The following is a 12,448-nucleotide window of genomic DNA, read 5'->3' on the forward strand; positions in this document are numbered from 1 at the left end:
CCGTGTCAAAACCCGTAGTACTGCTCGCCGAAGAACTTTCCCCCGCCACCGTCGACGCCCTCGGCCCGGACTTTGAAATCCGCCAGACGGACGGCGCCGACCGCGCGCAGCTCCTCGCGGCGATCACCGACGTCGACGCGATCCTGGTCCGCTCCGCCACCCAGGTGGACGCCGAAGCCATCGCGGCGGCGAAGAACCTCAAGGTCATTGCCCGCGCCGGCGTAGGCCTGGACAACGTGGACATCAAAGCCGCCACCCAGGCAGGCGTGATGGTGGTGAACGCACCCACGTCCAACATCGTCTCCGCCGCTGAACTGACTGTGGGCCACATCCTCAGCCTGGCCCGCCACATCCCGCAGGCCAGCGCCGCCCTCAAAGATGGCGAATGGAAGCGTTCCAAGTACACCGGCATTGAGCTCTTCGAAAAGAAGATCGGCATCATCGGCCTGGGCCGCATCGGCGCCCTCGTCGCTGCCCGGCTCAAGGGCTTCGACACCAAGATCCTTGCCTACGACCCCTACATCACCTCCGCCCGCGCCGCGCAGCTGGGCGTGCAGCTGGTCACCCTGGATGAGCTCCTGGCCCAGGCCGACTTCATCACCATCCACATGCCCAAGACCCCCGAAACAGTGGGCATGCTGGGCGCGGACGCGTTCAAGAAGATGAAGTCCACCGCCTACGTGGTGAACGTGGCCCGCGGCGGCCTGGTGGACGAGGAAGCCCTCTACACCGCACTGCAGGCAGGCGACATCGCCGGTGCCGGCGTCGACGTTTTTGTTAAGGAACCGAGCACGGACCTGCCCTTCTTCAAGCTCGACAACGTGGTGGTCACCCCGCACCTGGGCGCCTCCACCGACGAGGCCCAGGAAAAGGCCGGCGTCTCCGTGGCCAAGTCCGTCCGGCTGGCACTCGCCGGCGAACTGGTCCCCGACGCCGTGAACGTCGCCGGCGGCGTGATCGCCCCCGACGTCCGCCCGGGCATCCCGCTGATCGAGAAGCTGGGCCGGATCTTCACCGCCCTGACCCACGCCTCCCTGACCCAGTTCGACGTGGAAGTTGCCGGTGAAATCTCTTCCCTGGACGTCAAGGTCCTCGAGCTCGCCGCACTCAAGGGCATCTTCGCCGACGTTGTGACCGAGCAGGTCTCCTACGTCAACGCCCCCGTCATCGCCGAGCAGCGCGGCATCAACGTGCGGCTGATCACGACGGCGGAGACGGAGTCCTACCGGAACGTCCTGACCCTGCGCGGCGCCCTCAGCGACGGTACCCAGATTTCCGTGGCCGGCACCCTGACCGGACCCAAGCAGATCGAGAAGCTGGTGGGCATCAACGGCTTCGAGGTGGAGATCCCCATCAGCGAGCACCTGGTGGTGGTTGCCTACACCGACCGTCCCGGTGTGATCGGCACGATCGGCCACATCCTGGGCATGAACAACATCAACATTGCCGGCATGCAGGTGGCCCGCCACGACGAAGGCGGGCAGGTGCTGGCGCTGCTGACCATCGACAGTTCCGTGCCTCAGCAGGTCCTGGACGCCATTAAGGCCGGCATCGGCGCCGAGATGGTGCGCGAAGTGGACCTCGAGGACTAGGAAACGCCGTAGCTCCCGCTCCGCTTGGGCGCGCCCCGGCGGGGCCACGTATGATTGGCCGGTCTGCTTACAATGGCTTGGTCCTGGTTCAGGACCGCGCCGGCAGGCCGGCCAATACCTTTTGCACATCGTCCTCGATGGACCATGTCCGGCTCGGGCGGACATATGTGTGCGTACGCAATCCAGGTTTCAGGGAGTTCCATGAACGCCGTCCAGAGGTTCATCAGAAGCAAAGTGCTGCTGTTGACCGCTGCCATTCTGATCGCAGCCATGTGCTTGTCGGTCCTCGTCCAAAGCCAGTCGCAGGCGGCCCTTAACCGGACAGTGGATGAAAATTCGCGGGGGCTCTACGATGTCCTGGTCCAGGCCAAGGCGTCTTCCGGCACGTTGCTGCAGCCGGAGATCGCCACCGGAACCGGCGGGATCGGCTTCGACCAGCTGGAGGCCATCAGGAAACTGTCCGGCACGGCCGTGGCGGCTCCCATCAGCTTGGTGTCCCGCGTGACCCAGAACCTCGAAACGCCGCGCCTGGACGCCATGGACTTCCTCGGCTACAACTCCGGGCTGGCAGGCACCGCGACCGCTGACCAGGCAACCGGCGCCACTGCGCCGGACAAATGGCCGGCCGCGGAATCCGTTCTGACGGACGAAGCCAAAAAGTACCGGCTCACCGCCAGCGCCGTCAGCTCCGACGGCGTCTCCGAGCAGACCCTGTTCAAATCCTCCGCTGAAGGCACCCTCGGCAAGGCCAAACTCCTCGAGGAAAAGGCCGGCGGCGGCAGCAGCATCCGCATCGCCGCGCCCGAGGACGAGACCGGCATCAAGTTCCCGTCCCCGGCCGGCGGCTCGGAACACAACCTTTTCAACCTCTCCGTTGCCCTGCCCATGGCACCCGAAGTCACAGAGTCCGTCGTCGCCGTCGACCCTGTTTCCGAACGCGCCCTCCTGGGGACCGCGGGAGACTTCCTGGCAACGCTGGAGAAGGCCCCGCCCGCCGATGCGCGCAACGCCGGCGCCGTGGGCCGTTACTTTGAAGGCCTCTTCACCAACGGCATTGACCTTTCCGAACTTGAAGAAGGCCCCGATTTCCTGGGTGTGAAGCTCAAGTACTGGGCGCCCCTGATGACCCAGTACCAGCAGGCCAAGCGCACCGGCGAGCTCACCGCCGACTCCCAGGCCATCCCGCTGGTGGTCCGGTCCGGGACGTCCCTTGACCTGACCTACAACGTCAAGATCGAGGAGATCGACGACGCCGGCAAGGTGGTCAAGGACGTCGGCACCGTTTCGCGCTCCCTGGGCAAGGATTACCTCCCGTTTGTGTCCAAGGACCCGTTTGTTCTCTCCTGGCCCGGTTCGACGGACCATTCCTCCCTCCTGGGCAGCAACGGCAACTTCAACCAGGGCCTCTACACACCGGCGAAGTGGAGCACCGATTTCTCGGCAGCCCCCAAGTACCAGGACGGCGAAACTGCCGCCAACGGCGCCGAGGGCAAAACCGCGGTGCCGGGGGAGTGGGTCACCGTCAACCGGCTGCCCGAGAAGAGCGCCACCGGCGGTCCCGTGGACCAGACCCAGCGTGAACCCGTGGACGAGCGGTCCTACCGGGACAGCGTAGCCACCGGCCAGAAGCTGGCAGCACCGCTGGCCATGGTTTACGGCACCTTCGATCCGGCCGCCGTGTCACAGGCCGCCGGCGACGTCAACAAGCTGCCCCTGGGCGGCTATGACCCCACCCCGTTCTCGCTGGTCAAGGACGCAGAGGGCAAGGCTGCCAACGCCGAACTGCAGCCCTCCCTGAGCGCCACGGGACTGGCCAGCCAGTCCGCCGGCGCCATCACCGACTACTACGGCCTGGCCGCCGCCCGCGGCTACACCGAAAACGCTGCCGTGATCGATGCCGTCCGGGTCCGGGCAACCGCTCCGGGCAGTTGGAAGGAAGCCCAGCCTGAGGTGGAGAAGCTTGCCGCCGACATCCGCAGCATGGGCCTGGAAGCCACAGTTGTGGCAGGCTCCGCGCGGGAGGATGCCAGCATCTTCGTCCCCGGCTACTCCAAGGACGACGCCGGCAAGGAATCGGCGCTCGGCACCGTCCAGCAGTCCTGGGTCCGCCAGAACGCCGCGGACGCCGTGACGGGTTCCCTGTCCGGAACCAACATCACCCTCCTCTTCCTCACCCTGTGCGGGGCAGCCCTGCTGACCGGCGCATCCACCGTGAGTTACATCCGCAAGCGCCGCACCGAGGCAGGCACGCTCCGCGCCATGGGCTGGACCCAGCGTAGGATCCGCAGCTGGGTGCTCGCCGAATTCGGTGTGGGAGCCATCCTCCTGGCCGCCGCCGGTGCCCTGCTGAGCCTGCTCAGCTGGAGCCTCACCACGGTCCTGGTCACGGCCGCCGTCCTGGTGCTTTACGCCGGCGCTGCGCTGTTTGCCGCGCAGCAGCTGCGCCACCGGGACGTGGTGGACCAGGAACCGCAGCACGACGAACGGCTCATCCCCGTTGACTCACCGCTGACCTTCGCCAACCGGCAGCTCGCAACGAACAAGTTCAACACCCTGTCGCTGGCCATCGCCGTAGGCGTGTTCGGCGCCGCTGTGGGCGGCCTGATCTCACTCCTGATCGACATCCCCCGGGCCGCGGGCGCCAGCGCCCTCAGCGGGCTGGCAGCAGCCAGCGTTGCGCTTCCCAGCATCCTGTTGGCAGTCGCCGGGGTGGCCGTGGGCCTGGTGCTTACCCTGGTCACCGGACGCTTCGAACTGAACGCCAAACGGCAGTACCTGGGCATCCTTGCGGCCATGGGCTGGAACCCGGACATGCTCCGCCAGGTGCGCCTGTTCGAAAATGCCCTGGTGGGAACCGTGGCCCTGCCCCTGGGTGTGCTGGGCGCTCTCGGCATAGGCCTGCTGCTGGCCCCCTACGCCGCGCTCTGGGCCGGCGTGGCCGGCCTGGTGGCTGTACTTTGCTGGATACCTATTGCAACGAAAGTGGTCCAATGACAAACCCGACGAATGTCCAACGGAGCCGCAGGGGCGGCGCCGGCGAGGTGCCCCTGCAGACCCGCGCGAACACCATCGTCAAGGCCGCCGACCACGCCACCCCGCTGGAACTGAGCGACATCACCATCCGTTACGGCGGCGGCAAAGGCGGGGCCGAAGCCGTCAGCGTGGTGGAGGGCTTCGACCTGACCCTGCACGCCGGTGAGATGCACTGCGTCGCCGGCCGCAGCGGCTCCGGCAAGACCAGCATCCTGACCGTCGGCGCCGGACTGACGCTGCCGACGTCGGGCCGGGTCTTCTGGGAAGGCGATTCGCTCGAAAGCATGGGCGACGACGAAATTGCCGACCGCCGTCGGGCGCTGATCGGTTACGTCGACCAGGGCGGTGCCCTGATCGACGGCATGAGCGCGCTGGAGAACGTCCTGCTCCCTGCCGTTCCGGACGGCGAAGTGGACCAGCGCCGGGACATGGCCAAGGACCTCCTGGACCTGGTGGGGCTGGGCCGCCGCATGCGGCACCGTCCCGCGCAGCTGTCCGGCGGTGAGCGCCAGCGGGTGGCCATTGCCCGTGCGTTGATCCTGGGCACCCGCGTCCTGGTGGTGGACGAACCCACGGCCAGCCTGGACCGTGCCTCCGCCAACCGCATCATCAGCATCCTCAAGGACACCACCTCCGACGGCATCGCCGTGCTGGTGGCGTCCCACGACCACGAACTGGTCCGGCTCAGCGACACTCTGACCGAACTCATCTAGCCTGTCCCTCCGCACCGAAGGTAACGCTCCAACCGTGACTGCTTCCGAGAAAACGCCGTTCTACATCACCACGGCCATCACCTATCCCAACGGTGTGCCGCACATCGGCCACGCCTACGAGTACATCGCCACGGATGCCATGGCGCGGTTCAAGCGGCTGGACGGCTTCGACGTGATGTTCCTGACCGGCACGGACGAGCACGGGATGAAGATCGCCCAGGCGGCCGAGAAGGAAGGCGTCACGCCAAAGGAACTGGTGGACCGGAACGCAGAGGTCTACAAGGCAGCGCACGCCGCCCTGGGCATCACGTATGACCGTTTCATCCGCACCACTGACGAGGACCACTACGCCGCGTCGCAGGCCATCTGGAAGAAGATGGAAGCGAACGGCGACATCTACCTCGACAAGTACGAGGGCTGGTACTCCGTCCGGGACGAGGCCTTCTACGGCGAGGATGAGACGGCCGTGAAGGACGACGGCGTCCGCTACTCGAAAGAGACAGACACCGAGGTGACGTGGACGGCTGAGGAGAGCTACTTCTTCAGGTTGTCCTCCTACCAGGACAGGCTCCTGGCCCTGTACGGCGAGCAGCCGGAATTCGGCGCCCCGCAGTCACGGTTCAACGAGGTCATCAGCTTCGTCAAGCGCGGCCTGGAGGACCTTTCCATCAGCCGCACCACGTTCGACTGGGGCGTCCCCGTCCCGGGCAACGACAAGCACGTGATGTACGTGTGGGTTGACGCCCTGACCAACTACCTCACCGGTGTGGGCTACCCGGACGTGGACTCGGAATCGTTCCGAAAGTTCTGGCCCGCGGATGTCCACGTGATCGGCAAGGACATCTCCCGCTTCCACGCCATCTACTGGCCGGCGTTCCTGATGAGCGCCGGGATCGAGCTGCCCAAACGCGTGATGATCCACGGTTTCCTGCACAACAACGGCGTCAAGATGTCCAAGTCCCTGGGCAACGTGGTGGCCCCGGCCGACTTCGTGGCCCAGTACGGCCTTGACCAGGTCCGGTTCTTTTTCCTCCGGGAAGTGCCGTTCGGCGCGGACGGCAGCTACAACCACGAGGCCATCGTGGGCCGGATGAACTCGGACCTGGCCAACAACTTCGGCAACCTGGCCCAGCGGTCGCTGTCCATGGTGGCCAAGAACTGCGAGGGCATGGTCCCCACGCCGGGAGACTTCACCGAGGCGGACAACGCCATCCTGGCGCAGGCCAACGGGTTGCTGGCGGCGGCCCGCGCTGCTTTTGAAAAACAGGAGTTCAGCCGTGCCCTGGAAGCCATCTGGACTGTCCTGGGCGACACCAACGCGTACTTCGCCGACCAGGCGCCCTGGGTGCTGCGGAAGACCGACGTCGAGCGCATGAACACCGTGCTGTACGTGACACTGGAGGTGTTGCGGATTGTCTCGATCCTGGCCCAGCCGGTGATGCCCACCGCCACCGCTGCACTCCTGGACACCCTGGGCCAGCCCGACGGCGACGCCCGGCAGTTCACGGCCCTGGCCACACCGATCGTGGCCGGTACCGTCCTGCCTGCGCCGGCACCGGTCTTCCCGAAGTTCGAGGAACCCGCCGCCTGACCCAACTGACTCGCAGTTGTTGTCGTTCTGAGCCCTCAAAACGACAACAACTGCGAGTCAGTTGGGCGGGGGCTACGTCGTGGCCAGCCCCGCCACCGGGGAAAGCCGCGCCGCGCGCCGCGCCGGGACCACCGAGGCCAGCAGGCCGGCGATGACTGCCACAGCGAGCACTCCCAGCAGCTGCAGCCACGGAATCGCCGGCGACACATCGACCACGCCGCCAAGCGCGGACATGGCACCCAGCCAGCCGTAGGCAACCCCCAGGACCGTTCCCATGATGGCGGCGACGGCCGCCACCAGTACCGCTTCAAGGGCCAGCATGCCCCGCAGCTGGCCCTTGGTCAGGCCCAATGCCCGCAGCAGCGAGTTCTCCCGGGTCCGTTCCAGGACGGAGAGCGAGAGGGTGTTGGCCACGCCGATCAGGGCGATCAGCACGGCCACCCCCAACAGCGCCGTGACCACCAGGAGCAGGACGTCGATCACCTGGTTGAAGGTCAGCCGTTCGATGGCCGCGCCGCTCACCGCGCTTGCGGGCACTGCCAGCGCCTCCGCCACCTGCTGCTGGACAGTCCGGACATCGTCCCCGGACAGCGTCCCGCCTGCCGGGTCAGCCAGCCGCAGCCACACGGCCTGGCCCACCGTGGGTGTCCCAAGCTGTTGGGCTGTCTCGGTGCTGACCAGCGGCGGCATGTTCCGGGTTTCCAGCACCACTGCGCTGAGATTGGCTGTACCGGCGGTGCCCGTGACGGTCACAGTGCCCGGCGTTGAGCCTTCCGGCAGGTAGATCTTTCCCGGTTCCAGGACCAGGCCGGCATCCCGTAGGATGGCCGCGGCCTGGCCTGCCGGCAGCGCCAGGATCTCGCTGGGATACCCGTCCAGGTCCGCCGAGCCCACTGCCGGCAGCGCCGCCGCGGACTCCACTCCGGGGAGGCCGCCCACAGCCGCCAGCTGCGTTTCGGTAAAACCGGCCGCCGCACCGGGGGGCTGGGTTGCAGCAGGCCCGCCGAAGGCACCGGCGCCAGGGGCGGTGACTGCCATGTCCACGGGATAGTTCTGCGCGAGGGCCTTGTCGAAGGCAATCCGGGACGTTGCGGCTCCCGTCATCATCATGGTCACCAGGGTGACGCCGATCAGGAGCGCGGCGGCCGTGACCGAGGTCCGGCCGGGATTGCGGACGGCGTTCAGCGCCGCAAGCTTTCCCGGGACGCCGGCCGCCGCCGCCAGCTTGCCCACCAGCGAAACCAGCGCGGGAATGAACAGAGAGGAACTCAGCAGCACACCAAGGAAGCTCAGCAGCCCGCCGCCGAACGCCGGAACCAGCTGGACCTCGAGGGCACCCCACACCAGCAGCGGAACGCCGGCCAGCAGGGCGGCGATACCCAGCACCAGGCGTACCCGGCCTTTGGTGTTGCGCAGCGAAGCGTCGTCCGCGGGGCGCAGCGCGGCCAGCGGGGCCACAGCCGTGGCGGCGCGCGCAGGAACCAGCGCCGCGGCCAGGGTCAGCAGGACTCCCACCACCAGGCCGGAAATGATGGCCGACGGCGGCACGGCCAGGGTGGCGAACGTCGAGTTGGGCTGGGAGCTGGCCCAGCCGATCAGGCCGGCCATCAGGCCGGTACCGGCGAGCACGCCCAGGAGCGAGGCGACCACGCCCACAACGAGGGCCTCCAGCAGCACGGAATTGCGGACCTGGCGCCGGCCGGCGCCCAGGCAGCGGAGCAGCGCCAGCTCCCTGGTGCGCTGTGCCACCAGGACCGCGAACGTGTTGGAGACCACCAGGGCGGCCACCACCAATGCCACGGCAGCAAAGATCAGCAAAACGACGGTGAGTTGGTCCTGGCCGCCGGTCATGGCGGCCACCTGGCTGGTCACTTCCTCCTGGGCGGTCCGGACGGTGGGGTCGGCTGCCCCGGCCGCTGACAGCACACCGGCCAGCGATGCCTGCGCGGCGGCGGCGTCGGTGCCGGGCGCCAGGACCAGCTGCAGGCCCTCGGCGCCGGCCGGGCCGGCATCGGGTCCGCTGTTGGCCGTGAGGGTTCCCACGGTGGGTGAGAGGGCCACCAGTTGCGCGGTGGCACTGGCGAACGGGTCGTTGCTGGCGCGGAGGATCCCCGAGACGGTCAGGGACACGGTGGTGCGTTGGTCGCCGGTGGCCACTACCAGGGCCTGCCCGGCGCTCAGCCGGTAACGGTCCGCGGTGGTCCTGTCCACGGCCACCTGGTTGGCAGCAGCCGGGAGGGAACCGGATTCCAGGGAAGCCGGTTCCAGGGCTGCGGGGGCCAGGTTGCGGACCTTGCCGAAGATTTCCTGGCCGTTGACGCCGATGTAGGCGTACGCAGTCTGCTGGGCGTAGACGGCGCTAACGGCCGGATCCGCAGCCACGGCGTCAACCGCGGCCTGGCTGAACCCCGACGGGCCGGAGCCGTTGCCGGGACCGGGGGTGGCGATCAGATCGGCCTTGTTGTAGGACTCACCGAGGCTGGCGCCCAGCGAGGCCTGGGTGCTGGCGCCCACCATGAGCGTGGTGGCGAGGAAGGCGACGGCCAGCATGACCGCCAGCCCCACGGCGATGAAGCGCCTGCTGTGGGTCCGGAACTGCGAGAGGGCTACCTGCAGCACGGCTATGCCCCCAGCTTGCCGAGGGCTGCCAGGACGGAGTCGGCGGTGGGCTCGTGGATCTCGCCCACCAGGTTGCCGTCACTCATGAGGACCACGCGGTCCGCGTAGCTGGCCGCCACGGGATCATGGGTCACCATGATGATGGTCTGGCCCATCTCCTGGCTGCTGCGGCGCAGCAGGGCCAGGACCTCGCCGCCCGCCGTCGAATCCAGGTTGCCGGTGGGTTCATCGCCGAAAATCACGTCCGGGCGGGTCAGGAGGGCGCGGGCCACCGCCACCCGTTGCTGCTGGCCGCCCGAGAGTTCGTGCGGGCGGTGGCGCAGCCGGTCCTTGAGCCCCAGCGTGGCCACCACATAGTCGAACCATTCCTTGTCGGTTGCGGCGTTGGCCAGGGCCAGCGGAAGGGTGATGTTTTGTTCGGCCGTCAGCGTGGGCACCAGGTTGAAGGCCTGGAAGACGAAGCCGATCCGGTCCCGCCGGAGGGCGGTGAGCTGCTTGTCGTTGAGCGCCGTGATGTCCGTCCCGGCCACCAGGATCTGCCCGGCGTCAGCTGAGTCCAGGCCGGCCAGGCAGTGCATCAGGGTGGACTTACCGGAACCGGAGGGTCCCATGATGGCGGTAAAGCGGCCGGCCTCGAAGCTGACGCTGACATCCCGCAGGGCGCTGACGCGGGTGTCGCCGCGGCCGTAGGTCTTGGCCAGGGAGATGGCCTGGACGGCCGGGCCGGCGGCCGGGTTGCCGCTGGCGGGGGAGTGATGGTCATGCAGGGAAGTTGTCATGGTTCCACGCTATGGGCCGGCGCCGGATCCGGGATCGGCCGACGGGCTGGTCCTTTACGGCCGGTCCCTCATACCGTGGGCGGACGCCCGGCCCGGGCCTGTCCACCCACGTCGCTGCCAGGTGCCGTTGCCACGGATCGCTGCCAGGTGCCGCGCCGGACCGCGGCCTAGTTTCCGGGGACCACGATTCCCGTTTCGTACGCGATGACCACGGCCTGGACCCGGTCCCGGGCGCCCAGCTTGGCCAGGATGTGTCCTACATGGGTTTTGACGGTTGCCTCGGAGACAAACAGGCCCACAGCGATTTCAGGGTTGGACTGCCCCTGGGCGATCAGTTCAAAGACCTCCCGCTCGCGGGCGGTCAGCCGGGCCACCGCGGCGTCGTGTTCCGGCTGCGCCGGTGCCTGGGCGCGGAGCAGCGGGGCAACGTGTTCCAGGAGCCGCCGGGTGGTGGAGGGGGCAATCACCGCGTCGCCCCGGTGCACCGTTCGGATGGCTTCCAGCAGTTCCTCCGGCGGAGCGTCCTTGAGGAGGAAACCGCTGGCGCCGGCCTGGATGGCGGCCAGCGCGTATTCATCGAGGTCAAACGTGGTCAGCATGACGATCCGGATGTTGGCCCGCCGGGACCCGGCGGGTGCGGCCAGGGCGCGTTCCATCAGCTGGCGGGTGGCTTCGATGCCGTCCATGCCGGGCATCCGCACGTCCATCAGCACCACGTCCGCGGAGACCGCGGAGAGCGCCTGCAGCGCTTCGATGCCGTTGCCCGCTTCGGCCACCACTTCCAGGTCGGGCTGGGAGTTGATCAGCATGCCGAAGCCGGAGCGGACCAGCCGCTGGTCATCCACCAGGGCCACCTTGATGGTGCCGGCCGGCGGGGCTTCCAGGGGGTCGGTCATCGCTCAGGCTTCCGTGTAGGGCAGGAACGCGGAGACGTGGAAGCCTCCGCCGGCGGCCGGGCCGGCCGTCAACGAACCATCGTAAAGGCTGATCCGCTCCCGCATTCCCCGCAGGCCGTTGCCCGCGCCGTCGGTGGGATCGGCAGCGGCGCCCCGGCCGTCGTCGTGCACGTCCAGCTGCAGGCCCCGGGACTGCCAGCTGAGCAGCACCCTGGCGCCGGCCTGCGGCCCGGCGTGCTTGAGGACGTTGGTCAGCGCTTCCTGCAGCGCCCGGTAGGCGGTGAGTTCGGCCCCGGGCGGCAGGGTGCGCCGCGGAGTGCCGTCCTGGCCGGACTCCAGCCGCATCCCGGTGGCGCGGAAGCCGAGGAAAAGGTCATCGAGGTCCGCGAGTCCTGGCAGGGGCCGGGTGGAGGCGCCATCCTCCTGGCGCAGCACCCCCAGCAGCCGGCGCATCTCCGCGAGGGAGCCGCGGGCCGTGGCCGCAACGGTTGCCAGGGTTTCGGTGGCGATGGCCGGATCCGCGGCCGAAGCATACCGGGCACCGTCCGCCTGCGTGATGATCACCGACAGCGAATGGGCCACAATGTCGTGCATTTCCCGGGCGATGTGGGCCCGCTCATCAGCGGCAGCCAGTGACCGTTCCTGCTGTTGCTCGGTTTCCAGCCGCCGGGCCCGGTCCGAGAGGGTTTGGAGCTGCAGCCTGCGGACCCGGGTGAGGTCGCCCAGGGTCCAGCTGAAGAGGACCAGCATCCAGATCAGGACGGCATAGACGGCGCTGATGGTCAGGCCCAGCACCCCCGTTTCGGCGGTGCCGCTGAAGTTCCGGCTGGTCAGCATCACGCCGCCCACCAGCCCCAGGATCAGGACGGAGCGGCTGGCCCAGGCTGGCCCATAGGCTGCCACGGCATAGATGATGACGGGGACGGCCACGAGTCCGGCCAGCGGCTCCAGGCCCAGGGACCACTGGACCAGGCAGGCCAGGACAATCACCGATGCTGCGCGGACCGGATGGCTGCGCCGCCAGGCCAGCGGCACCACCATGGCCGTGGAAAGGATGAAGTGGTCCGGCCGGTCCGCCAGGAGGTACACCGGCCCGCAGAACAGGAGGATGCCGAGCATCAGCACGAGGTCCACCTTGAAGGTATTGTCCCGGAGCCAGTTGTACATGCTGTGCCGTCTGTCCACCATGGAACTCTATGCGCCCGCCGGACAGTGCCGCCTCATG

At 68.1% G+C, this 12,448-nt stretch carries 8 protein-coding genes; 4 read left to right on the forward strand and 4 right to left on the reverse strand.

Annotated elements, in window-relative coordinates:
- The first annotated feature begins 2 nt into the window (after nt 1-2).
- The 4 genes from serA to metG all read left to right on the forward strand — a co-directional run bounded on the left by serA (nt 3) and on the right by metG (nt 6,929).
- Nucleotides 3-1,592: a phosphoglycerate dehydrogenase gene (gene serA / locus QRN07_RS10070; protein ID WP_050687279.1), complete on the forward strand. Its 1,590-nt coding sequence runs from the start codon at nt 3-5 to the stop codon at nt 1,590-1,592.
- Nucleotides 1,593-1,793: 201 nt separating this feature from the next.
- Entirely contained in the window at nt 1,794-4,586 is a 2,793-nt protein-coding gene (locus tag QRN07_RS10075) for an FtsX-like permease family protein (RefSeq protein WP_285240975.1), read from the forward strand.
- Complete coding sequence (locus tag QRN07_RS10080) at nt 4,583-5,338, forward strand: ABC transporter ATP-binding protein (protein WP_050687275.1); 756 nt, start codon at nt 4,583-4,585, stop codon at nt 5,336-5,338. Before QRN07_RS10075 ends, QRN07_RS10080 begins: the two co-directional genes overlap by 4 nt.
- A 34-nt stretch (nt 5,339-5,372) precedes the next feature.
- A complete protein-coding gene (gene metG, locus QRN07_RS10085; RefSeq protein WP_285240976.1) occupies nt 5,373-6,929 on the forward strand; it encodes a methionine--tRNA ligase in 1,557 nt (518 codons plus the stop codon).
- Between the two features lie 72 nt (nt 6,930-7,001).
- On the opposite strand, the gene QRN07_RS10090 is transcribed toward metG, so the two are convergent.
- The 4 genes from QRN07_RS10090 to QRN07_RS10105 all read right to left on the reverse strand — a co-directional run bounded on the left by QRN07_RS10090 (nt 7,002) and on the right by QRN07_RS10105 (nt 12,408).
- Nucleotides 7,002-9,548 carry an ABC transporter permease gene (locus QRN07_RS10090; protein WP_056597328.1) on the reverse strand — a complete coding sequence of 849 codons (2,547 nt, stop codon included), beginning with the start codon at nt 9,546-9,548 and terminating at the stop codon, nt 7,002-7,004.
- 2 nt (nt 9,549-9,550) lie between these two features.
- Complete coding sequence (locus QRN07_RS10095) at nt 9,551-10,327, reverse strand: ABC transporter ATP-binding protein (protein WP_050687269.1); 777 nt, start codon at nt 10,325-10,327, stop codon at nt 9,551-9,553.
- A gap of 167 nt (nt 10,328-10,494) precedes the next feature.
- Complete coding sequence (locus QRN07_RS10100) at nt 10,495-11,223, reverse strand: response regulator (RefSeq protein ID WP_197273608.1); 729 nt, start codon at nt 11,221-11,223, stop codon at nt 10,495-10,497.
- A 3-nt stretch (nt 11,224-11,226) separates the two neighbouring features.
- Complete coding sequence (locus QRN07_RS10105; protein ID WP_056597497.1) at nt 11,227-12,408, reverse strand: sensor histidine kinase; 1,182 nt, start codon at nt 12,406-12,408, stop codon at nt 11,227-11,229.
- Nucleotides 12,409-12,448 lie beyond the last annotated feature (40 nt).

Source organism: Pseudarthrobacter sp. MEB009, from assembly GCF_030208875.1.
Classification (GTDB): Bacteria; Actinomycetota; Actinomycetes; order Actinomycetales; family Micrococcaceae; genus Arthrobacter.

Coding starts and splice junctions, on each gene's coding strand:
- QRN07_RS10075 (WP_285240975.1), top strand. CDS start 1,794: ATGAACGCCGTCCAGAGGTTCATCAGAAGCAAAGTGCTGCTGTTGACC.
- QRN07_RS10080 (WP_050687275.1), top strand. CDS start 4,583: ATGACAAACCCGACGAATGTCCAACGGAGCCGCAGGGGCGGCGCCGGC.
- QRN07_RS10095 (WP_050687269.1), bottom strand. CDS start 10,327: ATGACAACTTCCCTGCATGACCATCACTCCCCCGCCAGCGGCAACCCG.
- QRN07_RS10100 (WP_197273608.1), bottom strand. CDS start 11,223: ATGACCGACCCCCTGGAAGCCCCGCCGGCCGGCACCATCAAGGTGGCC.